Origin of the sequence: Hamadaea tsunoensis DSM 44101 (genome assembly GCF_000428945.1) — a bacterium.
GTDB lineage: Bacteria > Actinomycetota > Actinomycetes > Mycobacteriales > Micromonosporaceae > Hamadaea > Hamadaea tsunoensis.
In genome coordinates, this window is the sequence record NZ_AUAX01000036.1 from 37,243 (window position 1) to 62,779 (window position 25,537).

The following is a 25,537-nucleotide window of genomic DNA, read 5'->3' on the forward strand; positions in this document are numbered from 1 at the left end:
CTTATGGTGCCTGGAATCCGGCCGCCAGCAGAACCGCTTTCGCCTTGTCCGACAGCACGTACGCGAGGAACGCCTGCGCCGCCGTCGCGTTGGGCGCGTTCTTGAGCACGACGATCGGGTACGCGTTGACGGCGCCGGCCGATTCGGGGAACTCGACGCCGTCGACGTCCGCGCTCGCGGCCTTCACATCCGTCCGGTAGACCAGGGCGGCGTCGACCTCGCCGAGCTTCACCTTGGACAGCGCGGCCTTGACGTCGGTCTCCTGGGTGACCGGGGTGAGCTTGACGTTCGCCGCGTCGAGCGCCTTCTTCGCCGCCGCGCCGCAGGGCACCTCGACCGCGCAGAGCGCCACCTTCACGCCCGGTTTCACGAGGTCGCCAAGGCTGGTGACGCCCTTCGGGTTGCCCTTCGGCACCGCGATGACGAGCTGGTTCTTGACGAACGTGGCCGGCGTACCGGTGCCGTTGCCCGCGTCGGTGACGGTCTTCATGGTGGCCGGGCTGGCCGCCGCGAACACGTCGGCGGGGGCGCCCTGGTTGATCTGCGCGGCCAGGGTCGAGCTGCCGCCGTAGTTGAACACGACCTTCGTGCCGGGGTACGCGGCCTCGAAGTCCTTGCCGATCTGGTTGAACGACTCGGTCAGGGAGGCGGCCGCCGACACGTTCACGGTGCCCGTCACGCCGGAGCCGGCGCTGCTCGACGAGGCGGCCGGGGTGTCCGAGCCACCGCAGGCGGCCAGCGCGAGCGTCATTGCCGCGGCCAGGCCGGCGAGGGCGGTACCGAAGGGGCGTCTTCTCATGCCGCCGACCCTACCGGTCGCATTTTCGAACCAGAAGTGCCCGTCAGGCTTGCGTCTGCGAGGCGATGATCTGCCGGCGCTCGATGAGCAGGCCGATGCCGTCGAGGATGGTGCGCAGGCCGAAGTCGAGCGCCTGGTCGCGGTGGTCCGCCCCGGCCGGGTCGGTCAGCGCGGCCGCCACCGCCGGGAACCGGTCGGCGTGCTCGCGCAGCACCAGCCCGAGCGCCTGGGCGAACGCGTTCTCCGGCCCGTCGGCGCTGCCCAGCTGCGCGGTCTGCTGCGCGATCTGGCGTACGTGGCCGACGAGGACGACCATCGCGTCCATCCGCTCCGCCCCGGAAAGGCCGCAGCCGTCGAGGGCGGCCACCCCGGCCTCCATCCAGCCGAGCTCGTTCGGGCCGATCGCGCGTACGCCGACCGTCGCCTCCAGCGTCCACGGATGGGCCTGGAACAGCGGGAGCAGGGCCAGCGACCACGCTTCGAGGCGGGCCCGCCAGCCGGGCAGCGCGGACAGGTCCGGCGGGCCGCCCATGCCGAGGTCGACCATGAGCGCGACCAGTTCGTTCTTGCCGGGCACGTACCGGTAGAGCGACATCTTCGTGTAGCCGAGGTCGGCCGCGACCCGCTGCATCGTGACGGCGCCGAGCCCGTCGGCGTCGGCGATCGCGATCCCGGCGGTGGCGATCGCGGCCAGGGTCAGCGCCGGTTTCGGGCCCCGGGCCGGGGGCTGCTTGCCGCCCCACAGGATTTCCGTCACGCCGACCTCCGCTTGCGCCTCCGCCAAAACTGCGTCTATGGTACACAGTAGTAACCGTGTCCGAGGGACACAGTTTTATCGAAGGCGCAGTTTCGATCGAAAGGGGAGGACCATGCGCGTACTCGTTTCGGGGGCGAGCATCGGAGGGCCCGCGCTGGCGTACTGGCTGGCGCGGTTCGGGTACCAGCCGACCGTCGTGGAGATCGCGGGCAGGCCGCGCGAGGGCGGGTACGCCGTCGACTTCCGCGGCTCGACGCACATGGCCGTGCTCGGCCGGATGGGCGTTCTCGACGATCTCCGGGCCGTGCGGACCGCCGGGCACCCGATGACGTTCGTCGACCGGGCCGGCCGGCCGACGCTGGCGCTGCCGGCCGACTTCGCGGGCGGCGACCTCGAGGTCACCCGGGCGGATCTGTCGGCCGTCCTGCGCCGCCACGGCGAGGCCCTCGGCGCGCGCTACGTCTACGGCGACCATCTCACCGGCATCGAGCAGGACGACGAGGGCGTACGCGTCGCCTTCGCGTCCGGCCGGCACGACCGGTTCGACCTGGTCATCGGGGCCGACGGCGTCCACTCGGGAGTCCGCCGGCTCGCCTTCGGCCCCGAGTCCGCCTACGTACGCCACCTCGGTGCCTACGTGGCCGGCTGGGACGTGCCCGACGTGTGGGGCGGGGAGCGGCGCTCACTGCTCTACACCGAACCCGGCCGGATGGCGGGAGTCGGCATCGGGGAGGGGAACGCCGCGGCCTTCTTCGTGTTCCGGTCGCCCGAACTGACCTATGACCGCCGTGATCCCGGGCAGCAGAAACGGATCCTCCGCGACGCGTACGCCGGCATGGGTTGGGAGACGGGCCGCCTGCTCGCGGGCCTGGAGACGGCGACGGACCTGTTCTTCGACTCGATCAACCGGGTGGACCTGCCGCGGTGGTCGGCCGGGCGGGTGGCGCTGGTGGGCGACGCGGGCTACGGCGCGACGCTCGGCGGGATGGGCACGGGCACCGCGGTGGTGGGCGCCTACGTCCTCGCCCACGAGCTGCGGGCGGCGGACGGCGACCACCGGGTGGCGTTCGCGCACTACGAGGAGCTGCTGCGCCCGTACGCCGAGCGCTGCCAGAAGGGCGGCGACACGACGGGCAGGTTCTTCGCACCGGGTAGCCGGCTCGGGATCACGTTGCGGGACAAGACTTTGAGCATCCCGGCGATGATGCGGTGGATGATGAAGGCCGGTGAGAGCCGGACCAACAACATCGACCTGCCGGACTACCCGTTCAGCCGCTCGGACAGCGCCTCGGCGGTCGGCACGAACCAGAGGTGACGGCCGCGGTTGGACTCGCGGACGAAGTCCCGCAACGCCTCCGACCGCGCCTCGTACGCGGAGATGTCGCCGACGATCGCCAGGCGCAGCCGGTAGTTCACGAATTTCTGGGCGATCTCGCCGGCCAGCCGGGTACGCAGGGTGAAGAAGTCCTCGGTCAGCCGCTCGACGGGGATCACGACGAGCTCGGCCTCGGCGCCGAAGGCATCGCCGATGAGATCGGTGGCGGCCGTCTCGGAATCGATCTTCGGACCGGCGGGGTCGAGCCAGAGAGTCTCCACGGACCCGACCGTACTAGAGCGCGGTCACCGGCGGATGCGGGCGGTCAGTCTCGCTCCGCCGGTCTCGCCGGGTGCCGCCGTCAGCTCCTCGGCGAAGCTGTGCACGAGCCAGAGTCCCCGGCCGCCGGGGGCGCCGGGTTCGGGGCGTACCGGGATGCCGAAGCCGGCCGGCAGCCCGGGTCCGTCGTCGGTCACCTCGCACACCAGGGTGCCGTCCGTCTGCCAGAGCCGGATGCGGCCCTGGCCGCCGCCGTGGCGTACGGCGTTGGTGGCCAGTTCGTACGCGACGAGGACCACCACGTCGACCCGGTCGCCGGGCAGTCCGGCCTGACTGGCGTGGGCGGCGACGGACTCGCGTACGCTCACCAGCTCCCGCTCGGTGAACGGCAGGTCGAGCAGGAGCCGGGAGTCGACCGGCAGGCCCGGGTTACCGGCCATCGTCGACCGCCACCATCGTCACACCGCCGATCTGCCGGACTCCGAGCGCGTCGAGGACGTGGCAGGCCATGGGCTGGCAGCGGATCGTCATGCGCTGGGCGCCGGTGAGGCCGAGCGCCGCCTGGATCAGCACGCCGGCCGCGGCCCCGTCGAGGAAGCGCAGCTGGGTCAGGTTGACGTCGATGTGGTCGTCGAGGGCGAGCGCTTCGCTGAGGGACCGCGACAGCGGCTCGACGGCCCGGTAGTCGATCTCGCCCGCGACGCGTACGCCGGGCGGCACGTACTGCCGGCAGATCCGCAGCAGCGCGTCGTCGTGGTAGGTCACGGCCGCGACGGTGAGCCCGTGGGCCTCGACCGCGGTGGCGATGGTGACGGTGTCGAAGCACTGCCGGTCGTACTGGCACACGGCGGTGGCGTTCTCGGCCGCCAGCATGCTCGTGAACTGCGATTCGTAGGCCATGAGGTCGGCCAGCCCGCTGACCGGGCGCAGCGCCCAGCACATGTCGCTGGTGACCCGCAGACCCTGGAAGCCCTCGCGGCGGGCCTGGACGATCTCGTCCTGGAGCGAGCGGATCGTACGCTTGGCGTCGAATGTCCCTTGTGGAACGAAGAAGGGGCCGCACCCGGCCACCTGCAGCCGGCCGGAGCTCGTGGCCGCGGAGACGCCGAGGCCGCGCCGGGTCAGCTCCTCGCTCAGGACGGTCTCGGCGACCGCCTCGGTCAGGCAGATCACCTTCTCGCCGGCCCGCAGGCCGTCACGGACGAACGCCGCGACGATGTCGAGCCGTTCCTCGGGGTCGGAGAAGGTCAGGCAGGCGTGATCGCCCGGCCTCAGCTGCTCCACCGACGACGCACCACTCATCGAGCCTCCCCAGCACCCAGCACGCGAGCATCACCGTAACGCCCAGGCGGGAATGACACCGGCATTACCCGCGTGCGGGGCTGCTCAATCCCGGCCGCCGTCACGGCCGATTCCCGCCAGACCTCGGCCCCGAGCAGCTCTAGATTGGTTCACATGACGGTCTACACCATTTTCGAGACTCCGCTCGGCGAGATCCAGATCGTGGGGGAGCGCACCCCGCGCGGGACCGCCCTGCGCTCACTGTCCTTCCCCGGGCAGCGCAAGCCCGTCGTGCTCGAGGCCGCGTGGCAGCGCGACGACGCCGCCTTCGCCGAGATCACCGCGCAGCTGTCCGGCTATCTCGCGGGCGAGGTCCGCGAATTCCGTTTCGAGTACGCCGACAGCGGCACCCCGTTCCAGCAGAGCGTCTGGAAGGCGTTGGACACCCTCGCGTACGGGGAGACGGTCACCTACGGCGAACTGGCCGAGCGGGCGGGGTATCCGCGTACGTCGGTGCGGGCGGTGGCCTCGGCGATCGGGCGCAACCCGCTGATGATCCTGCGCCCGTGCCACCGGGTGCTCGGCGCGGACGGCGGCCTGACCGGCTTCGCCGGCGGCGTCGAGCGCAAGGAGCAGCTGCTCGCGCTGGAGGCGGCGGTCTGAGGTCGTCGCGAGCCAGGTCAGGCGGGCGGTGAGCCGGGAGCGCGTGGCTTGTTGCAACTTAGTGGCAAGAACAGCACACTTGCTCTCGTGTCGTACCCCTCCGCGGTCGAGGTCCTGCTGTTCTCCGAGGCCGACGGCCTGCTCCGCTACCGGGCGGCCGCCGCCGACCGGCCGCCGGGCGTGCACCCGGACGACCTGGCGATCGACCTTTCCGGCCTGACCCTGTGCACCCCCGGTGCCCTGCTGCATTCGACGTCCTGGCGGTACGCCGCCGACCGCATCGTCCTCACCTACGCCGCCCTGCCCGATCCGTGGCCGCGCGACGTGCTGCCCGTCCCGTCGGACGCGATGGTGGTCTCGGCCAGCCCGCTGATGCCGAGCCCCGCGACGGTCGACGTCGCCGCGGTCGCCACGCACGCCGTACGCCATCTCGCCCTGCTGGTCACGACCGACCCGGTCGTCGCCGCGGCGGCCGTCGAGGCGCCCGAGCTGTGGGCGCTGATCGCCAAGCAGCCGCCCGGCCCGGCCGGGTCGCCGCTGCCGCCCCTGTTCTAGGGCTCCTGTGAAGTGGCTCACCAGGCCACTCTTGATGGAATTGAGTCGACCCGACTCAAGTTGTGGCCAGTACCAGACGTCGCCACACGCCACCAAGGAGTACCCGATGAGCAACGTTTCCCTGTGGACCCGCCGTGATCCCTTCGCCGAGTTCGACGCCATCGTGCGGCGTACCTTCGGGCCGGACGCGCGGACGAACGCGGGTGTGCGGCCCGGCTTCACGCCGGCCGCCGAGATCGTCCGCGACGGCGACGACGCCGTCGTCCGCCTGGAGCTGCCGGGTGTCGACACCGAGAAGGACGTCGTCGTCGAGCTCGACCGCGGCCGCCTGGTCGTCCGCGGCGAACGCCGTGACCCGGAGCCCGAGGGCCGCACCCTGCGCGAGGTCCGCTACGGCGCGTTCCGGCGCTCGTTCGGCCTGCCGCCGCACGTCAAGGCCGACGCGCTGAGCGCCTCCTACGACGCCGGCGTGCTGTCGGTCCGGGTGGCGGGCGCGTACGCGGGCACCGACGCCCAGCGCATCGCGGTCACGTCCACCGTCGACACCACGCCGGAGATCGAGGCCTGATCCCTCCGGGGAGTGCCTGATCCGTTCGGCCGGGCCTGATCAGCGGGGCTGCCGGGCCTGATCAGCGGGGCTGCCGGGCCTGATCAGCGGGGCTGGAGGCCGGAGAAGAGCGCGTCGAGCGCCTCCTCCGGCCGCCAGCCCGCTATGCGATCCGGCCGCAGCAGGTAGGCGTGGTACAACGGCCCGTACACGAGCTCGACGACGAGTTCGAGATCGACGTCGGCGCGCAGCTGTCCGGCGTTGACGGCTTTGGCCAGCCGCGCCGAGCAGTCCGCGACCGCCTCGTCGATGACCTCGCGTACGCCGGCCGCCGCGACCGGGTCCGACTGCGCGGCCGCGATCAGCCCCCGCCACACGACGCCGCCCCGGGAACCGAAGAGGTTCACCAGGGCGGCGTTCTGCGTACGCAGATCCGTCCGGAGGTCGCCGGTGTCCGGGAAATCCGCCCGGCTGGACCGCAGGTCCTTCATGAATTCGAGCAGCACCGCGGCCTTGGACGGCCACCAGCGGTAGATGGTCTGCTTGCCGACTCCGGCCCGGGCGGCGATCGCCTCGACGGTCGTCTTGTCGAAGCCGACCTCGCCGCACAGCTCGACGGCGGCCTGCACGATCGCCTGGCGCGACTGCTCGTTGCGGCGATGGGGATCCGGTGGTGGCGTCACGCCGTGCACTATACGCCAGACGAAACGGACCGTCTCGTCTTGACATCCCCATGATCTCTGCTGCACGCTGATCTCCGTTGGCGAGACAAGCCGTCTCGTCTCGAATCTGGGGAGCCATGATGTTCGAACTCCACACCGCCGAGGCCGCGCGGGCAGCCGATCCGGCATCGGCCGTCCGGGCCGGGCAGCCCCGCGGCGGCATCCTGGTCCGGGCCCGCGAAGCGGAGGTCCTCGACGGCGACCCGACGAGCGTGATCACACTGCTCGCCGAGACCGCCACCACGGGCGGGGTCGTCACCGCGAACCGATCGCTGCTGCGCAAGGGCTCCACCGGTGCTCCGCCGCACTATCACGAGCGGTCCGACGAACTGTTCTACGTCCTCGGCGGTACGCTGCGCGTCCTGCTGGGCGACGAGGTCCTGACCCTGCGCACGGGAGACTTCCTGCTCGTACCGCCGTTCATGCCGCACGCGTTCGCGCCGGCCGTGGACGTGGACGCGGACGTGTTCTTCGCGTTCCTGCCGGGCTCGCCGCGGTTCGACTACTTCCGGATGCTCGACGACATCCACCGGGGGCACGCGACGCTCGACGACCTGAAGGGGACCGAGGGCTGGTTCGACAACCACTACGTCGAATCCCCCCTCTGGGCGGAGACGCTGGCGGACTGAAGCCTCTCCGGCCGCACGCGGGGGATCCGTCGCGGCGGGCAAGATCGCTCGGTCGTACCGGGAGCCGCCTCGGTCGCTCGCCGACTGGTGATCGAGAACGGCTGGGATGTCATTTCGCACTCCCGGCCTAGATCGATTGCGGCGGACGTGCAGCCTGGGCACGTTTTCCGCATCCGAGGCGCTTTCGCTCTTGGGCCTAGGCGGGTTTTTGCATCCCAGCCGCTGTGGATCACGCGCGATTCGCGCCACCGCCGCCTGCCGCCCGCGATGAGGGAATGATCATCCGGCTCATGAGACGCGATCACTTACGCCGTGATCGTTTACGGGTGAGGTGTGATTTCCGGTCCCCACTGCATGATCATTTACGCGCCAGGTGTCACCAGTGGCCGTATATGCACCCCAGAACCGTAAATGATCATGCGGTGTGGGCCGAAACGACACCTCACCCGTAAACGATCAAGAAAACGGCGACCGTCGTCCAGCTGCCGGAAGATCTTTCCCGCATCGCGGACGACCGGCGGCAGCGGAGCGGCTCGGGCGTGATCCACGGCAGCTGGGATGTAGAAACCCGTCACCTCCGCGGGATGGTCAGAGGAGGCGGGAGCGGGTCCAGCCGCGCGACATGCGCCAGGCCGCGAGCGCCCCGAACCCCGCCGCCAGCGCGAGCAGCACGCCGGCCGAGCGGAGCGTCGCGACCGGATCGCCGTCCAGTGCGGCGCGCAGGCCGTGCAGTGCCCAGTAGCCGGGCGATGCTGGGGCGACGCCGCGCAACCACCCCGGCAGTAGGGCGAGCGGGACCATTGCTCCACCGAGGACGGTGAAGAACATGCCGCCGAGGTCGGTCACCGCGCTCAGCTCGCCCTGGCTGCGTACCAGGGTGGCCAGGGCGGCGCCGGCGCAGAGCAGCGTCACCGCCCAGCTCACCCCGGCGACCGCCAGGAGGTCCGGTCGCCGCACGTGCAGGTTCAACGCCAGGATCGCGTACGCGACGATCGCGGCCTGCTGCGCGAGGAGCACGGCGCCGAGCGGGACGGCCTTGCCCAGCAGGATCTGCGACGGTCGTGCGGGGGTGGCGCGGAGCCGGTCGAGGGTGTGCCAGGAGCGTTCGGTGAGGATGCCGCCACCGATGATCGACAGGCCGAGCATCGAGAAGAGGACGAGCAGGCCGGTGACGGCCTGCGGGGTGCCGTCGGGGCCGAGCGCGGCGGTGTAGAGCGGGCGCAGCGCTGTGATCAGGACGAGCGGCATGACGATCCGGCTGATCACCGGACCGGGCTCGGCCCGCAGGAGGGCGAAGTTGTGTCGCATGAGGACGGTCGAACGGTTCATCGGGTCACCGCCAGGCTGTGGTAGAGGTCGTCGAGGGTGGCCGGCCGGATGTCGACCGAGGCCGGGCGTACGCCGTCGGCCAGCAGCCGGGCCAGTTCCGCCGCCGGATCGGCCGCGGTCACGTGCTCGGTACGCCCGTCCGCGTGGGTCACGTCGAGGTGGCCGGGCAGGTCGGCGAGCAGTTCGTCCTGGCGGCCGCGGGCGATGACGCGACCGGCCGCGCAGAGGGCCAGGCTGGCTCCGAGATCGACGAGTTCCGGCAGGTAGTGCGTGGTGTAGCAGACCGCCGTTCCGGTGCCGGCGACCTGTTTGATGAGGTCGAGCAGGGCCGCCCGGGTCTCCGGGTCGGCGCCCACGGTCGGCTCGTCGAGCAGGAGCAGCCGGGGCCGGTGCAGCAGCGCGGTCGCGGCCTGCGTACGCCGTCGCTGCCCGCCCGACAGCAGGCCGACGGGCCGGTCGAGCACCTCGGTCAGCCGCAGGGCGGTGGCCGTCTCGTCGATGGCCGTACGCAGCGCCCGCCCGCCGAGCCCGGCCAGGCCGCCGAAGAGCCGCAGGTTCTGCCGGACGCTCGCCGACAGGTAGAGCGCCTGCTCCTGCGGGCCGACCCCGGTCAGGTGCCGGGCCCGCTCCGGGGGCAGGCCGGCGATCGTGACCGTGCCCGCGTCGGCCCGGACGAGACCGGTGACGATCTCGACGAACGTCGTCTTGCCCGCGCCGTTGTGCCCGATCAGCCCGCAGATCTCGGCCGGCGCGATCGTGAGCGTGAAGCCGTCCAGGGCCGTGCGGTCGGCGTACCGCTTGACCAGGTCGTGTGCCTCCAGCATGGGTGCCTTCCTTTGTGATCTACGCTGTATAGATCTACACTGTAGAGGTGACTTCGGCCGACCGCAAGACCGCCATCCTCGACGCCGCCCTCGCCCTCGCCGACGAGCGCGGATTGACCGCCGTCACCATGCGCGCGCTCGCCCAGCGGCTCGGCGTCACGCCGATGGCCCTGTATCCGCACGTGGGGGACAAGGACGGCCTGCTCGACGGGCTCGTCGACCGGTTGCTCGCCGAACTGCTGCCGGCCGCGGCCACCGAAGGCCCGCCCGCGGAGCGGCTCAAGGCGCTCGGCCGGGCGTCCCGCGCGCTCGCGCAGCGCCACCCCAGCGCGTACGCACTGCTGCTCGCCCGGCCGTCGGTGACCCCGGACGCCGTCCGGGTGGTCGACGCGCTCTACGGCGCGCTCAGCGAACTCGGTGTCCCGGACGCCGAGGTGCCCCGCGTCGAGCGCCTGATCTCCACCTTCGTTCTCGGGTACGCGACATCCGAGGTCAACGGCCGATTCGCGGCCGGACGGGTGAACCCCCGCGCGCAACGGGCGCAGTTCGGCCCGGACGAGGTGCCCGCCCACCGGGCGCTGGCCGAGGTGCTGGACCGCGTACCGGACTGGGACGCGGAGTTCGAGGCGGACCTCGACGACCTGTTCGTGCTTCTCCAGGCGCGCTGGGGCGGTCAGCGGCCGCGTTCATAGAACCGGCCGGCCCGCCGGAGGAAGATCGCAAGTGTCCGGCATGCTTCAGTCTAAATCTTGCAGTCTTCTATGGACTTTTGACTGGCATCCTCATAGGTTCATGGCAGAGCTGCCCCGGGCGTCGCGGTACCGCCCGGGGTCAGCTCTCTCCCGATCTCCGTGTTCGGAAATGGTGCTCGGAAAGAGCGCTCAGAAATAGTCGTGTAGTGCCGGTGCCGGGCCCGCGGTCGCGACGGCCAGCAGTTCCCCGGTCTTCGCGTCGGCACCTTCGAGATGCCCGGCCCGCCGCAGGACCGCCGGGGTGGCCGCGCCCGCGTACCAGAGGGCGAGACCGCGCGACGTGATCCGGACCGTGCCGGTGCCGCCGGGCTCCAGCCGGCCCTCCCCACCGGACAGGATCAGCCGCTGCGGACCGGCGTGCCACGGGCAGACTTCGTCGGCGACGTCCAGGTCGACCTCACCCTCCACAACGGACGGCCAGCCCCGGGCCTCGACCGCCCGGGCGGCGTCGACCAGCCGCAGCATCCACGGCTTGCGCTGATCCACCGACATGCTGGACGAGGCCAACCCGAGGAACGCCGGATCGGGGCTGGTCAGCCGCAACACCGTCGTCGGCGCGACGCTCTGCCACCCGGCCAGCATCCCCATCAGCGCCCTGGTCGCCTCGGGCCGCTCCCCGATCACGTCGTACGCCTTCACCCGCGAACTGGTGTCGTAACCGGAGCTGCGGTCCCAGGTCGCGTACCCGATGACCTGATCTTGATCTTCGGCGACGGTGACTCCGTCGAAGCCGGTGAGAACGTCAGCGACGGCGAAGTCCGGGCCGGAGCGTTCCATCATGCCGGTGCTCGCGCGGGCGACGTCACGGTAGAGGCGCTCGATCGCGGGCAGATCGGCCTCGGTCGCGGGCCGCAGGCGAGCGAGCGGGCCGCCGTCGCGGTTCGCGGCGAGCGCGGCGGTCGGGATCGCGAGGTAGGTCAGCGCGCCGACCTCCTCCCAGCCCAGCGCTCGGTAAGGGAACGGCGTGGTCGGGAAGAGCGTGCTGATCGCCGCGCCGCGCTCGCGGGCACGCCGCAGCAGTTCCGTCAGCACCATCCGGGCCAGGCCCTTCGCCCGGACCTCCGGCGTCACGGCGACCCCGGCCACGGCGGCCGTGGGCACCACCCGCCCGCCGAACCACTGCCCGCGCTCCAGGTCGACGGCCTTCGCCACCAGCCGTGTGCCCTCGAAGACCCCGAATGTCGTACGCCCCGGGCGGTCCGGGAACGACTCCGGAATCGGCCGGTCGTGGTAGCCGAAGGCGACACTCCCCAGGCGGTAAGCGTCGGCGGCATCCTCGGTGGTGAGCTCGCGTACCTCGAACATGTCTCGCAGCCTACTTTCCGCCCAGGCCCACCACCCGCGTCGCATGATCGTCGGCCCCGTCTCGGGGCTCGGCAGCCGGCGGCTCGGGTCGGCCGCCCGGTTGCGGGTGATCGTTTACCGTCATGACGGCACCGCGATGGCGATCGCCTTGATCAAATACCGCCATTTCGGCAGGAGAGCGCTTCCCCGCCGGATAGACGGTATTTGATCACGAGGATCCGCCCTGGTCTGCCGTAATAGTGGTAAACGATCACCCGCGACAGGGCGGCCGAGGGGGCGACTCGACGGCCGGCCCGATCGCGGCGGAGCGAAAGCTTGATCAAGCTCCCTGATGCTGTCGAAAACGGGCCGATTCAGCAGATCCACGGAACTTGATCAAGCAATGGAGATCCACTATTACGGATTCCGGGCACTTGATCACGAGGTGGCCGCCCGCGACGAACCGCGACCCGGCCCGACGAGCCGAGACCAGACGCGAACACCGTGGCCCCTCCGCCGCCGACAACCCAGACCCCCACAAACCCGCAGCCCGCCCCATATCCCCGCGCCCCCGCGCCGCGCCCCCGCGCCCCGGGCTCCGCCCCGCGCCCTGCCCCTGACGATCTTGCGCGAATGCCTCAAAATCTGACCGGAATGCCCGAATAGCCCGAACATTCGCGCAAGATCGCGGAGGAAGGGGAAGGAAGGAGGGGGGAGGGGGAGGGGTTACGGGGACCAGGGGGCGGCGATGTGCCAGGTGACGTCGGCGGGGTAGCTGGTCGCCGAGTCGTAGGGCGGGTTCGGGCCGCCCTCGGCCGCGATCCAGACCTCCGACGCGTAGTGCCGGATCGCCCGCGTCGCGATGTTGTAGGAGGTCAGGGTCACGTCCGCCCCGGTGTAGCGGCCGGGCTGGGCGCAGAAGGTGGCGTCCTGCGCGAACGTCGTGGTGCCGTCGGAGGCGTCGATGCGCAGGCGGAACTGCGAATGACGTAGGTACTGCCCGGGGAAGTTGCGCGACTCCAAGGAGTAGCAGGACGAGTCGGCGAGGCCCGCACGGACGATCCAGGTGGCGTCGGCCTTGAGGGTCGCGTCGCTGGCGGCGGTGACGACCTCGGTGTAGCCCAGGCTGCCGGAGTGGCGGACGTAGCGGGTCGTGCAGCAGGGCGTCACCGCCTGCAGCGAGACCGCCGATCCGGTGGAGAGCGTCGCCGCGCTGCGCCACCAGGGCGAGGCGACCTGCCACGTGGTGTCGGCCGCCCAGGAGGTGGCGGAGTCGAAGGTGTTCGTCCCGCCGTTCGCGGCGATGTAGACCTCGCTGTTGTAGTGGCGGATGAAGCGCCCGGGGAAGTTCTTCGACTCGAACGAGACGCCCAGCGCCGTGTGCCCGGTACGCGCACAGAACGTGGCGTCGTTGGCGAAGAGGGACGTGCCGTCGTTGGTCGCCCGCTGCAGCCGGTAATTGGAGTGCCGCAGGTACTGCCCGGGATAGTCCCGCGACTCGAAGGAGTAGCACGCCGAGTCGGCGAGGCCGGCGCGCAGCCAGAACGTGCTGTCCTGCTTGGTCGCCGTGTCGCTTGTGGACGATACGGGAACCGTGACGCCGAGCGGGTTCTGCCGGAGATACCGGTCGGTGCAGCAGGACGTGGTGGCGCCGAGCGAGATGAGCGTGTTCGGCCGAAGCCCCCCGGCCGCGGCCTGTACGCCGAGGTTCGCCGCGCGTACCTGGGCGGCGTCCATCTTCAGGACCTGGCGGTCGTAGGTGTAGAAGCCGTTGCGCTCATTCTCGACGTCGGTGGGTTCGGTGTAGATGGACGCCGACAGGCCCCGCGAGAAGACGAGTCCCTGCAATGTGTCGGTGACTTCGGCATACCGCTTGGTGAGGGTGGCGGAGTCCGGTTCCATCTCGTAGCCGAATCCGGCGCCCGGCTGCCATTCGTGCCCGGCGACGATGAGGCCGAGCCCGCCGAACTCGCCCAGCTGCGCGACCCGGGTGGCCGTGGGCAGCTGGGTCTGGCCTGGGCCGACGTAGATGTGGTCGTCGATCGTGTCGCCGTTGCCGCCGTCGCTGCCGCAGCAGTTCGAGCCGGAGTTGTTGTCCACCAGACGGGTCGGGTCCCAGCTCTTCACCAGATCGGCGATCCGGGCGGAGTCGTACTCGCCCCAGCCCTCGTTGAAGGGCTGCCATTGCACGATCGAGGTGATTCCGCGGAGCTGGTCGACCATCCGGTGCAGCTCGCTCTCGAAATTCGTCCGGTCCGCAGTGGACGGATTCACCCCGGTACGCATCGCCGGCATGTCCTGCCACACGAGCAGGCCCAGCTTGTCCGCCCAGTAGTACCAGCGGGCCGGTTCGACCTTGATGTGCTTGCGTACGGTGTTGAAACCGAGGGCCTTCTGCTGTTGCAGGTCGAACGCGAGCGCGGTGTCCGTCGGGGCGGTGTAGATGCCGTCCGGCCAGTAGCCCTGGTCGAGCGTACCGATCTGGAAGACGAACCTGCCGTTGAGCACCGGTCGCAGGAAGCCGTTGACCACCGCCTTGGCGATCGAACGCATGCCGAAGTAGCCGCCGACGACGTCGCCGCCGCCGGTCCCGGTCAACGTGACCCGCAGGTCGTAGAGGAACGGGTCGTCGGGACTCCACAGCCGCGCGTTCGGCACCGGTACGCGGATGTGCGTACCCGGTGTGCCGGTGGCGCTGCCGACGACGGCGCCGTTGCTCAGCACCTCGGCGAGGACGCCCTGCGCCGACCCGCTGACCTGCGGGACGAGGTCGAGCTGACCGGCGACGACGTCCGGGGTGGTGTCGAGCCGGGTGACGTGGGCGGCCGGCGTCGGTTCCAGCCAGACGCTCTGCCAGATGCCGGAGGACGCGGTGTAGAAGATCCCGCTCGGATTGAGCCGCTGCTTGCCGAGCGGTATGCCGGCGGCGTCCACAGGGGAGTAGACCCCGACGATGATCTCGTTGGTCCCGCCGTTCAGCGCGCCGGTGACGTCGAGGCTGAACGAGTCGTAGCCGCCGGTGTGGCCGCCGACGGAGACGCCGTTCACCCAGACCGCGGCCTGCCAGGTCACCGCGCCGAAGTTCAGCTGGACGCGACGCCCCGACCATCCACTCGGGACGGTGAACGTACGCCGGTACCACATGTAGTTCTCGTGGCGCATGATCCCGGAGAGGGCCGATTCGACCGGGTACGGGACGAGGATCGTCTCGCCGAGCGTCTGGCCGGTGGGCGGGCTGCTGATCGAGGTGGCATGGGCGAACTGCCACTGTCCGTTGAGGCTCTGCCAGTCGGGCCGGGTGAGCTGCGGTCGCGGGTACTCGGGCAGCGGGTTCGTGGTGGACACCTGGCTGGTCCAGGGCGTGGACAGCGGCGGCGTCTTCGGCACGTACGCCGCGCGGGCGGCCGATCCTCCGATCAGGACGGTTGATACTGCCGTGACCAGGGAAATCACTGCGGCGGTGAGTCGACTTCGGTTGCGTACCAGTCTCATCGGGCTGCTCCTGAGAGGTGGGAGACGGATGTCCGGAGGCTTCATAACGTCGCGGTCACGAAATCTTGTCGACATGTGAACCGGGCTGTATAACGTTATAGAGCTTGCGCCGAGCTCCCCGCAATACCTGTATCAATTTCCAGGGCTCGATGTCCTACCGGATGTCGGAGAGCCCCGGACGTCTGCTTTCGTATCGCTCCCATCCTTTGCGCCAGAGGAGATTCGAAATGCTGGAAAAGTCCCGAGTCATGGCCGGTTCGGCCGTCATGCTGCTGGGTGCCGCCCTGCTCGCGGGGTGCACCAAGTCCGAGGACGGCGCCTCCCCGTCGACCTCCGCGAGCGGCGGTGAGCAGGTCGTCGCCTCCGCCTCGCCGTCGGGCGCCGGCTGCACGCTGACGCAGTACGGTGCCGCGCCGCTGGACCTGAAGAACGCGATCGTCGGCTTCTCCCAGTCGGAGAAGGAGGCGAACCCCTTCCGCATCGCCGAGACGCAGTCCATCAAGGACGAGGCCGCCAAGATCGGCGTGAAGAAGCTGCTGACGACGAACGCGAACTCGCAGCTCACCAAGCAGATCAGCGACATACAGGACATGCTCGCCCAGGGCGCGCAGTTCCTCATCGTCGCCCCGCTGAACAGCGACGGCCTGGAGCCGGCGCTGCAGGCCGCGGCGGCCAAGCACGTGCCGGTGCTGACCATCGACCGCAAGATCAACGCCACGTCCTGCAAGGACTACCTCGCCTTCCTCGGCTCGAACTTCGTCGAGCAGGGCAAGCGGGCCGCCGACGCCATGATCACGGCGACCGGCGGCACCGGCAAGGTGGCGATTCTGCTGGGTTCATCCGGAAATAACGTTACTACTGACCGGACGAGCGGCTTCGTCGACGAGCTCAAGGCGAAGGCGCCGGGCCTCTCGATCGTGGCCCAGCAGACCGGCGAGTTCGCCCGGGACAAGGGTCAGCAGGTCATGGAGCAGCTGATCTCCTCCAACCCGGACATCACCGCGGTGTACGCGGAGAACGACGAGATGGCGCTCGGTGCCGTCACGGCGCTGACGACCGCCGGCAAGAAGCCCGGCAAGGACGTCAAGATCGTCTCCATCGACGGTACGCGCAACGCGGTGCAGGCGATCGTGGACGGCACCATCAACGCCGTGATCGAATCCAACCCGCGCTTCGGCCCGCTGGCCTTCCAGACCGCCACCAGCTTCTACGGCGGCACGGGGATCCAGGAGAACGTGATCATCTCGGACCGCGCGTACGACTCGACGAACGCGAAGGACTCGGTGGCGAGCGCGTACTGACGCCCGGCCACGCTCAGCCGGCCGGCGGGCCCCAACCGACCCTTCCGGGCCCGCCGGCCCCACCGTGGACAGAAGTCCCACCGACAGGAGACTCGATGACAGAGCCCGTGATCGCGGCGCGCGACGTGGTCAAGAGGTTCCCCGGCGTCCTCGCGCTGGACCGGGTGAGCCTCTCGCTCGCGCCCGGCGAGGTGCACGCGCTGGTCGGCGAGAACGGCGCCGGCAAGTCCACCCTGATCAAGATCCTCACCGGCGTCTACCAGGCGGACGCGGGCGAGATCGCGTACGCGGGGCAGCCGGTGACCTTCGCCCGGCCGCTGGACGCCCAGACCGCCGGGATCAGCACGATCTACCAGGAGGTCAACCTCATCCCGCTGATGAGCGTGGCCCGCAACCTCTTCCTCGGCCGGGAACCGCGTACGCGGATAGGCCTCATCGACACCGGCCGGATGAACCGCGAGGCGGCCGAGGCGCTCGCCCGGTTCAACATCGACGCCGACGTGACCCGGCCGCTGCGGACGATCGGCCTGGGCGCGCAGCAGATGGTGGCCCTGAGCCGTGCGGTCGCGACCGACGCGAAGGTGCTCATCATGGACGAGCCGACCTCGTCCCTGGAGCCGCGCGAGGTCGAGACCCTCTTCCGGGTGGTACGCGAGCTCAGCGCGCGCGGCATCGCCATCCTCTACGTGAGCCACCGCCTCGACGAGCTGTACCAGTTGTGCAGCAACGTGACCGTGCTGCGCGACGGCCGCGTCGTCCACACCGGACGGATCGCGGACCTCGACCGGCTGACCCTGATCTCGCACATGCTGGGCCGCGACCTCGCCCAGGTACGCCGAGAGGGCGTCACCGGCTTCACCGGCCACGGCGACGCGGCCGCGACGGAGCCGGTCCTCGTGGCCGACGGCCTGACCAAGCGCCACGTCCTGCACGGCATCTCGTTCGACGTGAAGCCGGGCGAGGTCGTCGGCCTCGGCGGGCTGCTCGGCGCCGGCCGGTCGGAGACGGCCAAGGCGGTCGTCGGCGCGCTGCCGGTGGACTCCGGCGCCGTGACGATCGCGGGGAAGCGGTTGCGCCGCAACTCCCCGAAGAAGGCGATCCGGGCCGGTGTCGCGATGCTGCCGGAGGACCGCAAGGCCGAGGGCATCATTCCCGGCCTGTCCGTCCGCGAGAACATCGTCCTCGCCGCGCTGCCCCGGCTGACGACGGCCGGCGTGGTGAGCCGGGCCAGGCAGGACCGGATCGTCGAGACCTTCATGAAGCGCTTGCGTATCAAGGCTTCCAGCCCCGAGCAGCGCGTCTCCGAGCTGTCCGGCGGCAACCAGCAGAAGGTGCTGCTGGCCCGCTGGCTGTGCCTGCACCCGAAACTGCTGCTGCTCGACGAGCCGACCCGCGGCATCGACGTCGGCGCCAAGGCCGAGGTGCAGGCGCTCGTCGACGAACTGGCCGGTGAGGGCCTGGCCGTCGTGCTGATCTCCTCCGACCTGGAGGAGCTTGTCGAGGGGGCGGACCGCGTGGTCGTCTTGCGGGCGGGCGCTGTCGTCGGCGAACTGGCCGGCGACGACGTCTCGGAACACGCGATCATGGCGACCCTGGCCGCCCACGAAGGAGAGCCCGATGAGTGAGCTCGCGGCCCGGCCCGGCTGGGACAGGCGGCAACTCGCGCGATACGTCCAGAACTACGGCGTGTACGCCGCGGTCGTCGTGCTGCTCGCGTACAACGCCTTGTTCACGCGTAACTTCGTCGACATGGGCAACATGCGTACGCAGCTTGTCCAGGTTGCCCCGGTCATCATCGTCGCTCTGGGGATGGCGCTGGTCATCGGCACCGAGGGCGTCGACCTGTCGGTGGGCTCGGTCATGGCGCTCGCCGCGGCCGTCATCCCGCTCTATCTCGGCTTCGGACTCTGGCCGGCGATCATCATGTCGCTGCTCATCGGGCTCGCCGCCGGGCTGGTCAACGGAACACTCGTCGCCGTGGTGGGCCTGCAGCCCATCGTCGCGACGCTGGCGCTGCTGGTGGCCGGGCGCGGCATCGCCCTGGTCATCGCGGGCGGCCAGCTGAAGCAGGTGCACAACGCCGACCTGATCGCGCTGGGCACGAACGACGTCGCCGGGCTGCCCGTCGTGGTCTGGATCGCCGCCGTCCTGGCCCTGCTGACCGGCCTGCTCGTCCGGCGGACGACCTACGGGCGGCAACTGGTCGCGATCGGCGGCAACCGCGCGGCGGCCGGACTCGCCGGCCTGCCCGTACGCCGGGTGCTCATCGTGACCTACGTGCTGTGCGGGGTGCTGGCCGGGCTGGCCGGCGTCCTCGCGACGGCGCGGCTGCGGGCCAGCGACCCGTCGGCGATCGGCAACCTGATGGAGCTGTCGGCCATCACCGCGGTCGTCGTCGGCGGCACCCCCCTGTCCGGCGGCAAGGTACGCGTCCTCGGCACGGTCGCCGGCGCGCTCGTCATGCAGCTTGTCCGGGCCACCCTGATCAAGCACGACCTGCCCGACTCGACGGCCCAGATGGTGCAGGCGGTCATCATCCTGGTCGCCGTCTACGTCGCGCGCGAACGGAGGACCCGATGAGCGAACTGACCGTTCCGGGCGCGGCTCCCGGCGTACCGGTGAAAAGAGAACTGAACAGCGAGCGGTTCGCGGGCCTCGCGCAGCGGCACGGCGCGCTCGCGGTGCTGGCGGTGGTGGTGATCGCGGCCTCGCTGATCTGGCCGACGTTCTCGAACGGCGACAATCTCGCGGGCATCGCGGTGCACTCGTTCTACCCGGTCATCATCGCGCTGGGCATGACGTTCGTGATCGTGAGCGGCGGCATCGACCTGTCGGTGGGCTCGGTCTTCGCGCTCGGCGGCGTGCTCGCCGCCTACGCCAGCCAGTGGGGACCGGTGGCCGCGATCGGACTGCCGCTCGCCGTCTGCGCGGTGTTCGGGCTGGTCCAGGGCACGATCATCGCGAAGACCGGCATGGCGCCGTTCATCGTCACGCTCGCCGGCCTGCTCGGCGCCCGCGGCCTGCTGCTCGCCGTCACCACCGAGGGCTCGAAGACCTACCTCTTCCCGGCCGGCGACGGCTTCGTGCGGCTCGCGCAGGGCAAGCTCTTCGGAATCTCCTACCCGGTGTACGCGGCGGTGCTGCTCGCGGTGCTCGCGGCGGTCCTGCTCCAGCGCACCAAGTACGGCCAGGCGCTCTTCGCGGTGGGCGGCAACGAGGACGCCGCCGCCCTGATGGGCCTGCCGGTCGCGCGCATCAAGATCCTCACGTATACGCTCTGCGGCCTGCTCGCGGGCCTCGCCGGCGTGCTCAACGCGGCCTGGACGGGCAGCGGTGTGACCATCATCGGGGTGGGGGACGAGCTGAACGCGATCGCGGCGGTCGTCATCGGCGGCACGCTGCTCGTCGGCGGGGCCGGGGGGATCAGCGGCACGGTCTGCGGCGTTCTCCTGCTCGGTGTCATCCAGAACGTGATCAACCAGATCGGCTCGCTGACCTCGTCGGTGCAGTCGGTCGTCAGCGGCGCGTTCCTCGTCGTCGTGGTGGTCGCGCAGACGTATCTCAGCAAGGCTCGGCGGTTGCGATGAAGATGGGGGTTACCGTTCGGTGGGCGTGAGTCTGAAGGACATCGCCAAGCACGCCGGAGTGTCGCTGGCCACGGTGTCCAATGTGGTCAACGGCTACCGCCCGGTCGGCGAGGCCACGCGGGAACGCGTACAGCAGGCGATCGACGAGCTGGGGTACACGCCCAACCTCAGCGCGCGGCACCTGCGCCGGGGGCGTACCGGGGTGATCGCCCTGGCCATCCCGGAGCTGAACAACCCCTACTTCGCGGAGCTGGCGGGGTTCGCCATCCGCGAGGCGCGCAACCTCGGCTACACCCTGCTCATCGACTACACCGACGGCGACCGGGACACCGAGCTGACCCTCGCCGAGGGGTTCCGCGAGCAGATCATCGACGGCATCATCCTCAGCCCGGTGCAGATCACCCGCGGCGACATCCTCGGCCGCAGCAGCGACCTGCCGCTGGTGCTCATCGGCGAGAGCGTCTTCGACGTGCCGCACGACCACATCGCGATCGACAACCTCGCCGCGAGCCACGCCGCCGTGCAGCACCTCGTGTCGCTCGACCGGCGCCGGATCGCGTTCGTCGGCGCGCACGAGGACGTCAACCGGCAGCCGGCCCACCTGCGCCTGTCGGGGTACCGGGAAGCGCTGGCCACGGCCGGCCTGCCCGTCGACCCGTCGCTCGTCGCCACCGCCACCCAGTTCGGCCGGGCCGACGGTCTCACCGCCATGCGTACGCTGCTGGCGCTGCCCGAACCGCCGGACGCGGTGTTCGCGTACAACGACCTCATCGCGATCGGGGCGATGCGCGCGATCACCGAGGCGGGCCTGCGCATCCCGGAGGACGTGGCCGTGATCGGCTTCGACGACGTCGAGGAGGGCCGGTTCAGCAACCCGACGCTCACCACGATCGCCCCGGACAAGGAGCACATCGGCCGCCTCGCCGTACGCTCGCTGGTCGACCGGGTCGAAGGCAAGGCGGTGGACGCCCCGCGGGACGTGGCTTCGCCGTTCCGGCTCGTGACACGGGAAAGCACGCTGGGCCGCCGCCGATGATCGGGCAGGTACCGACTCACATCTGTGTACCGGTGAGATCCGCGGTGAAGGCGACGAATCCGTCGACGGCATCGGCTAGTCCGATGGCCATCATTGTCACTAACTGATCGGCAACGGCGAACTGGAAACAGATTACGAGACCGCCGAAGACAAGCGCGGCTGCCTTCAACCAGAAGATCGCAGGGGCTGAGCGGCGTCGGCTGCTCAGCGCCTGCATCCACGGCCGCACCCAACCGGGAAAGTCACCCGGTCGTCGACTCATGGCGAGGGCCAAGAGCAAGAGCGCGATGAGCGTGCCAAGACTGGTCCGTAGATCGAGGACCGTCCCGCCGATGGCTTGGAACATCTTCGCGGCCTCTGACGGGCGGTAGGCGATGAAGAAGACGGAGAAACTGATGCCGAAGCACATCAGGAGGATTCTGCGAGGCGAGGGAGCTGAAGCTTGCCAAGCTGACGGCGGCATCGGCGAACGTGGGACCGTGGCGGCCGGTTGATCGGTCACCCCGCTCGGGAGCGACGGGGATGACCGCGAGAGGTGCCGTGTCCGGATCGTCTCCCACCCCTTGGGGAGAAAGAACATGGCTATCTGCGCGATAGCGGCCAACCCGGCCAGCACGGCGGCGAGTACGCCAAAGATGTGCTTCACGCAACGATGCTAAGAAGTTGCGGATCGGTTCCACATTGAACGACCGGTGGACACGGCGACTCGATCAGCGGCCGGCTGGCGCCTAACGTCTCCGACTCACTCTGGTGCGGGGACGATCTCGGCGGTGCGGACGTGGCCGAACTTCGGGGTCACTTCGAGCCGTAGCCACATGTCCTTGCGCAGCCTGTCGTGCAGTTGCTGGTCGACGTTGTAGAGGATGGCCTTCGGGCCGCCCTCGTCGACGGCCACGCGATAACTCGCCGAGTCGTCGGACTCGCTGGACTCGATGCGCACCACCGGCCCGGCGAGGACGCGTACGGGGTGGGTCAGGTCGTAGAGCCCCTGGTAGACGATCCTGGTGACGAAGCCGCCGACCACGAGCCAGATCGCCCACCCCGCCAGCGTCGCCGGGTACGCCCACAGCGCATGCGCCTGCCCGTCGAGCAGATCCGCGCTGATGAGGCCGAGGGTCAGGAGCCACCCTCCGAAGAAGACGATCGCGCCCGGCAGCGACCAGAGTGCGACGCCCGGACTCGAACCGAACATGATCCCGCGCCCCTCGGACACCTCGACCCGATGCCAGGTGCCGCCCCGGTTCGACCAGGCCGGCGTCCTGCTCCCGGCCGACTCCGTGAACGGGGCGGGGGCAAGACCCGGCACGGCGACCCCGGCCGCGACCGCGTACGCGAGCCGCCGGTCACCGGGAACGATCCGCGCCTGGGCGGGCCTTTCCAGTCGCCGGGCCGTCGCGGCCACCTCTACTCCCCGGCCCCGGGGGACGAGCCGCTTCATCCGCGTCAACGGCTGCGCGGTCCCGAGCGTCACCAGGATCAACAGCGAGATCACGCCGGGATGGCCGATCCGCCACAGGTAGAGGAACACGGCCGCCCAGAAGCCGAGGAACAGTAGCCAGACGAGCGCCCTGACGCCGCCGGTGATCCGGGGCGCGACGAGCCCGCGCTGCCGACCCTCGGCGTGGACGAGCTCGACCAGCCGCTCACGCCACGCCTTCGCCTGCCGGTCCGACCCGAGATCGATCCCGTCGATCGGAGCGGGCCCGGAGCCGGCCCGGTCGCGGGCGGTCACGGTGTCGAAGACATGCCGCTCGACCGGGCTGAGATCGGCCGGATGCGCCGCCGGCGGGCTGACGGTCCCCACGCGTTCGTCCACAATGATCTTCCCGCGGGCGGCGAGATCGAGCATCGTCGCGTACGCCGCCGCGACCACCAGACGTCGCGGCGGCTGCGTCAACAGCGCCACGACGGCGGGACTCTCATCGATCACGATCGCAGAGTAGCTGTGCGCTTCCACCCGGAAAATCAAGATCAAATTTATGGCCCTCCGTCTGCATGTGTGGGTATGTCCCTTCGGTGATCGTGTGGGTCAGGATCGCGGCGAGCGATGCCGGCCTGGTCGTTGGCCGGGTCCTGATGCGGGGGGAGCGATCCATCGCGTCGGATCATCGCAGGTGGCCTGGACCGGGCCTGGGCTTTGTCGCGGCTGTCCGGTATGGAGGCTGTCCGACGCGTCCGGGGTGGCTCTCTCATGGGTCGGGGCGTCGCTGGGCCTCGATCCAGTACCCGGATGCTGTAGTAGTGGATCTCTGTGGCGTGATCAAGTTCCCTGGAGCTGCGGATTCGGCCTGTTTTCTGCAGGATTTGGGAACTTGATCATGCCTTCACGTCTGATGGGGCGATCACTGTCCCGAGTGATCATTTACCGCCATTACGGCGGGACGCGGCAGATAGCCTTGATCAAGTACCGTCTATTCGGCAAAGGAGGGCCCGCCCGCCGTAATGACGGTATTTGATCAAGGAAATCGGCGTCGCGATGCCGTTATAGCGGTACTTGATCAAGGTGATCGTGTCGCGGGTGGGGACGAAGTTGTCGGCCCCGACGGATCACCCACACAGGCAACCGGAGAGCCAAATTTATGTCCCGGGTTCGTCGATCTCACCTCCGCTCCTCGCGCGGGAGACCGTTCTGGCCCTGGGGGCCTCCACTGTCAGGTGAGTGGGGCGAAGCATCCTTCACCGCGCTTCGCTCACCGCTTCATCCCTTACCCCGGCCTTTGTCGCGACTGTCCGATATGGGTGTCCGGCGGTAGGCGGTGGTGGCCGGTGGGGTTGATCGTTTACGGGTGGGGTGTGAAAACGGGCGTCGATTGCATGATCGATTACGGTTCTGGTGCGCTGTGACCGGCCCTGGGTACACCTGGACCGTAATTGATCATGTAGGCCAGGGCCGAAAGTGCACCTCGGCCGTAAACGATCAAGAAATCGGTGATCGTGGTTCACCTGGCGGAAGATCGATTCCGCATCACGGGCTATAGCCGATGACGGGCCGGCATTGGGGTGATCCACAGCGGCCGGGATGTAATACGCGGCCCTCGCTCAAGATCCAAAGCGGGCCAGACGCGGCATGCCGGCATCGGCTACATCCCAGCCGCAATGGATCGAGAGAGCAGGCCTAAAACTACATTCCAGCCGCAAACGATCACCGGCCGTCCGGCCCGCCCACCCCTCCATATCGGACGGTCGCGACAAAGGCCAAGCGAGCCGACCCGAAACGGCGACCTCGACCGCCAAGAGGCGTGGCGGCGCTCTCCGAGGCCTTCGACGGTTTTGCGCGAATGTCCAGCCTTGGCTGCATGTGTGGGCGATCCGTCGCGCTGGCGATCGCTTCACTCGGCCGTGATCGTGTCGCGCGTACATGTCGAAGGTGATCGCCAGGCCGTGATCGTGTCGCGCATATATGTTGCTGTGAGCGCATTTCGACATATACGAGTTACATGATCAAGGCCGACGCGCGACATTTGCGCAAGATCGCCGGACGGCCTCGCGCACAAGTCGGACAGTCGCGACAAAGGCCAAGGGCAGAGGTGAACCAGGAGGAGGGGTGAATCCCGAACCCGCGACCAAAGCCGTCAAGCGGTCTTGATGTTGAAGCGGTCTTGTTCCCGGCGCGGGGTTCGGTTGCGGAAGGGGAGCGCCACCACCGCGCCGAGTACGAAGCCGATGACGTGGGCCAGGTACGCGACCTCGCCTCCCTCGGCGACCGCGAGTCCGGACGAGTAGACCCACTGCAGGATGAACCACATGCCGAGGACGAGCCAGGCCGGCAGTCGCAACGGGATGAAGAAGAGGATCGGCACGAGGCTCCACACGCGAACCTTCGGATACAGCACGAGGTACGCCCCGAGCACTCCGGAGATGGCCCCCGACGCCCCGACGAGCGGCTCGACGCTGCCGGCGTTGGCGAGCGCGAAGCCGTACGCGGCCGCGTACCCGGTGACGAGGTAGAAGAGCAGGTAGCCGAGGTGGCCGAGGCGGTCCTCGATGTTGTTGCCGAAGACCCAGAGGAACAGCATGTTGCCGAGCAGGTGCAGCCAGCCGCCGTGCAGGAACATCGCGATGAGGACCGACAGCGCCGGGATCTTGGTGTAGCCGGCCGGGCCGATGAGGCAGGCGGTGCCGTCGGGGGTGACGCCGCCAGTGGCGACCAGGGGCAGCTGGTGATTGGTGACGAGTTCGTGCGGGATGACGGCGAAGTGCTGGAAGAACGCCGCCTGCCGGCAGATGTCCGCGACGCTCTCCTGACCGGCGCCCACCTGGGTGAACAGCGGGGTCAGCAGGAGAAAGACCACATTGGTGCCGATCAGCGTGTACGTCACCCACGGGCGGCGGCGTACCGGGTTGACGTCATAGATCGGAATCACCACGCGCATCACTCTGCCTCA

General features: G+C 69.7%; 25 protein-coding genes. 12 read left to right on the forward strand and 13 right to left on the reverse strand.

The window, feature by feature from the left end; genetic code table 11:
• Position 1 precedes the first annotated feature (1 nt).
• Together modA and G401_RS0134750 are read right to left on the reverse strand one after the other, a co-directional pair.
• The gene (modA, locus tag G401_RS0134745; RefSeq protein WP_027346124.1) at positions 2-799 is read right to left on the reverse strand and encodes a molybdate ABC transporter substrate-binding protein; all 798 of its coding nucleotides are present in this window, start codon (positions 797-799) and stop codon (positions 2-4) included.
• Between the two features lie 43 nt (positions 800-842).
• Complete coding sequence (locus tag G401_RS0134750) at positions 843-1,556, reverse strand: TetR/AcrR family transcriptional regulator (protein ID WP_027346125.1); 714 nt, start codon at positions 1,554-1,556, stop codon at positions 843-845.
• Positions 1,557-1,668: 112 nt separating this feature from the next.
• On the opposite strand from G401_RS0134750, the gene G401_RS50445 reads away from it, so the two are divergent.
• Entirely contained in the window at positions 1,669-2,871 is a 1,203-nt protein-coding gene (locus G401_RS50445; protein ID WP_034594018.1) for an FAD-dependent monooxygenase, read from the forward strand.
• On the opposite strand, the gene G401_RS0134760 is transcribed toward G401_RS50445, so the two are convergent.
• Genes G401_RS0134760 through G401_RS0134770 form a run of 3 tightly spaced genes read right to left on the reverse strand, consistent with a single transcriptional unit; the run spans position 2,817 to position 4,452 of the window.
• A complete protein-coding gene (locus tag G401_RS0134760; RefSeq protein WP_027346126.1) occupies positions 2,817-3,152 on the reverse strand; it encodes a DUF4180 domain-containing protein in 336 nt (111 codons plus the stop codon). The two genes, G401_RS50445 and G401_RS0134760, sit on opposite strands and share 55 nt — an antisense overlap.
• A 24-nt stretch (positions 3,153-3,176) precedes the next feature.
• Positions 3,177-3,590: an ATP-binding protein gene (locus G401_RS0134765; protein ID WP_027346127.1), complete on the reverse strand. Its 414-nt coding sequence runs from the start codon at positions 3,588-3,590 to the stop codon at positions 3,177-3,179.
• The gene (locus G401_RS0134770; protein WP_084557955.1) at positions 3,580-4,452 is read right to left on the reverse strand and encodes an MEDS domain-containing protein; all 873 of its coding nucleotides are present in this window, start codon (positions 4,450-4,452) and stop codon (positions 3,580-3,582) included. The genes G401_RS0134765 and G401_RS0134770 overlap by 11 nt, the downstream gene beginning before the upstream one ends.
• A 153-nt stretch (positions 4,453-4,605) precedes the next feature.
• Here G401_RS0134770 and G401_RS0134775 point away from each other — a divergent pair, with 153 nt between their 5' ends.
• The 3 genes from G401_RS0134775 (at position 4,606) to G401_RS0134785 (ending at position 6,217) form a co-directional block, all read left to right on the forward strand.
• Positions 4,606-5,094 carry a methylated-DNA--[protein]-cysteine S-methyltransferase gene (locus G401_RS0134775; protein ID WP_027346129.1) on the forward strand — a complete coding sequence of 163 codons (489 nt, stop codon included), beginning with the start codon at positions 4,606-4,608 and terminating at the stop codon, positions 5,092-5,094.
• An 87-nt stretch (positions 5,095-5,181) separates the two neighbouring features.
• Positions 5,182-5,649 carry a hypothetical protein gene (locus G401_RS0134780; protein ID WP_027346130.1) on the forward strand — a complete coding sequence of 156 codons (468 nt, stop codon included), beginning with the start codon at positions 5,182-5,184 and terminating at the stop codon, positions 5,647-5,649.
• Positions 5,650-5,755: 106 nt separating this feature from the next.
• A complete protein-coding gene (locus tag G401_RS0134785; protein WP_027346131.1) occupies positions 5,756-6,217 on the forward strand; it encodes an Hsp20/alpha crystallin family protein in 462 nt (153 codons plus the stop codon).
• Between the two features lie 83 nt (positions 6,218-6,300).
• Here the strand turns inward: G401_RS0134785 and G401_RS56390 are convergent, their stop codons facing one another.
• Positions 6,301-6,879, reverse strand: coding sequence for a TetR/AcrR family transcriptional regulator (locus G401_RS56390; protein ID WP_034594035.1), 579 nt, complete (start codon positions 6,877-6,879; stop codon positions 6,301-6,303).
• A gap of 116 nt (positions 6,880-6,995) precedes the next feature.
• Between G401_RS56390 and G401_RS0134795 the strand changes: the two genes are divergently transcribed.
• Complete coding sequence (locus tag G401_RS0134795) at positions 6,996-7,547, forward strand: cupin domain-containing protein (protein WP_245601973.1); 552 nt, start codon at positions 6,996-6,998, stop codon at positions 7,545-7,547.
• Positions 7,548-8,135: 588 nt separating this feature from the next.
• Here G401_RS0134795 and G401_RS50450 read toward each other — a convergent pair.
• The gene (locus G401_RS50450; RefSeq protein ID WP_034594019.1) at positions 8,136-8,876 is read right to left on the reverse strand and encodes an ABC transporter permease; all 741 of its coding nucleotides are present in this window, start codon (positions 8,874-8,876) and stop codon (positions 8,136-8,138) included.
• Complete coding sequence (locus G401_RS0134805) at positions 8,873-9,700, reverse strand: ATP-binding cassette domain-containing protein (RefSeq protein WP_027346134.1); 828 nt, start codon at positions 9,698-9,700, stop codon at positions 8,873-8,875. Before G401_RS0134805 ends, G401_RS50450 begins: the two co-directional genes overlap by 4 nt.
• Positions 9,701-9,747: 47 nt before the next feature.
• Between G401_RS0134805 and G401_RS0134810 the strand changes: the two genes are divergently transcribed.
• On the forward strand, positions 9,748-10,392 hold the full coding sequence (locus G401_RS0134810; protein ID WP_027346135.1) for a TetR/AcrR family transcriptional regulator: 645 nt from the start codon (positions 9,748-9,750) through the stop codon (positions 10,390-10,392).
• A 189-nt stretch (positions 10,393-10,581) separates the two neighbouring features.
• On the opposite strand, the gene G401_RS0134815 is transcribed toward G401_RS0134810, so the two are convergent.
• The gene (locus G401_RS0134815) at positions 10,582-11,757 is read right to left on the reverse strand and encodes a GNAT family N-acetyltransferase (RefSeq protein WP_034594020.1); all 1,176 of its coding nucleotides are present in this window, start codon (positions 11,755-11,757) and stop codon (positions 10,582-10,584) included.
• A 43-nt stretch (positions 11,758-11,800) separates the two neighbouring features.
• On the opposite strand from G401_RS0134815, the gene G401_RS56395 reads away from it, so the two are divergent.
• Complete coding sequence (locus tag G401_RS56395) at positions 11,801-11,965, forward strand: hypothetical protein (RefSeq protein ID WP_157546696.1); 165 nt, start codon at positions 11,801-11,803, stop codon at positions 11,963-11,965.
• 497 nt (positions 11,966-12,462) lie between these two features.
• Here the strand turns inward: G401_RS56395 and G401_RS58040 are convergent, their stop codons facing one another.
• Positions 12,463-15,228: a glycoside hydrolase family 2 gene (locus G401_RS58040; protein ID WP_034594022.1), complete on the reverse strand. Its 2,766-nt coding sequence runs from the start codon at positions 15,226-15,228 to the stop codon at positions 12,463-12,465.
• A 227-nt stretch (positions 15,229-15,455) separates the two neighbouring features.
• On the opposite strand from G401_RS58040, the gene G401_RS0134825 reads away from it, so the two are divergent.
• From G401_RS0134825 to G401_RS0134845, 5 genes are all read left to right on the forward strand, one after another.
• On the forward strand, positions 15,456-16,529 hold the full coding sequence (locus G401_RS0134825) for an ABC transporter substrate-binding protein (protein ID WP_027346138.1): 1,074 nt from the start codon (positions 15,456-15,458) through the stop codon (positions 16,527-16,529).
• Between the two features lie 95 nt (positions 16,530-16,624).
• Positions 16,625-18,154, forward strand: a complete 1,530-nt coding sequence (locus G401_RS0134830; RefSeq protein ID WP_027346139.1) for a sugar ABC transporter ATP-binding protein — start codon at positions 16,625-16,627, stop codon at positions 18,152-18,154.
• The gene (locus G401_RS0134835; RefSeq protein ID WP_027346140.1) at positions 18,147-19,109 is read left to right on the forward strand and encodes an ABC transporter permease; all 963 of its coding nucleotides are present in this window, start codon (positions 18,147-18,149) and stop codon (positions 19,107-19,109) included. Before G401_RS0134830 ends, G401_RS0134835 begins: the two co-directional genes overlap by 8 nt.
• Positions 19,106-20,116 (forward strand): ABC transporter permease, encoded by a 1,011-nt coding sequence (locus G401_RS50460; RefSeq protein WP_051367585.1) that lies wholly within the window; start codon positions 19,106-19,108, stop codon positions 20,114-20,116. The genes G401_RS0134835 and G401_RS50460 overlap by 4 nt, the downstream gene beginning before the upstream one ends.
• A 25-nt stretch (positions 20,117-20,141) precedes the next feature.
• Positions 20,142-21,152 carry a LacI family DNA-binding transcriptional regulator gene (locus G401_RS0134845; protein WP_322787770.1) on the forward strand — a complete coding sequence of 337 codons (1,011 nt, stop codon included), beginning with the start codon at positions 20,142-20,144 and terminating at the stop codon, positions 21,150-21,152.
• Positions 21,153-21,168: 16 nt separating this feature from the next.
• Here G401_RS0134845 and G401_RS50465 read toward each other — a convergent pair whose 3' ends face one another.
• The 3 genes from G401_RS50465 to G401_RS50470 all read right to left on the reverse strand — a co-directional run bounded on the left by G401_RS50465 (position 21,169) and on the right by G401_RS50470 (position 25,519).
• On the reverse strand, positions 21,169-21,798 hold the full coding sequence (locus tag G401_RS50465; RefSeq protein ID WP_034594024.1) for a hypothetical protein: 630 nt from the start codon (positions 21,796-21,798) through the stop codon (positions 21,169-21,171).
• Positions 21,799-21,894: 96 nt separating this feature from the next.
• Entirely contained in the window at positions 21,895-23,082 is a 1,188-nt protein-coding gene (locus tag G401_RS0134855) for a DUF2207 domain-containing protein (protein WP_157546697.1), read from the reverse strand.
• Positions 23,083-24,724: 1,642 nt separating this feature from the next.
• A complete protein-coding gene (locus tag G401_RS50470) occupies positions 24,725-25,519 on the reverse strand; it encodes a rhomboid family intramembrane serine protease (RefSeq protein ID WP_051367613.1) in 795 nt (264 codons plus the stop codon).
• Between the last annotated feature and the right edge of the window lie 18 nt (positions 25,520-25,537).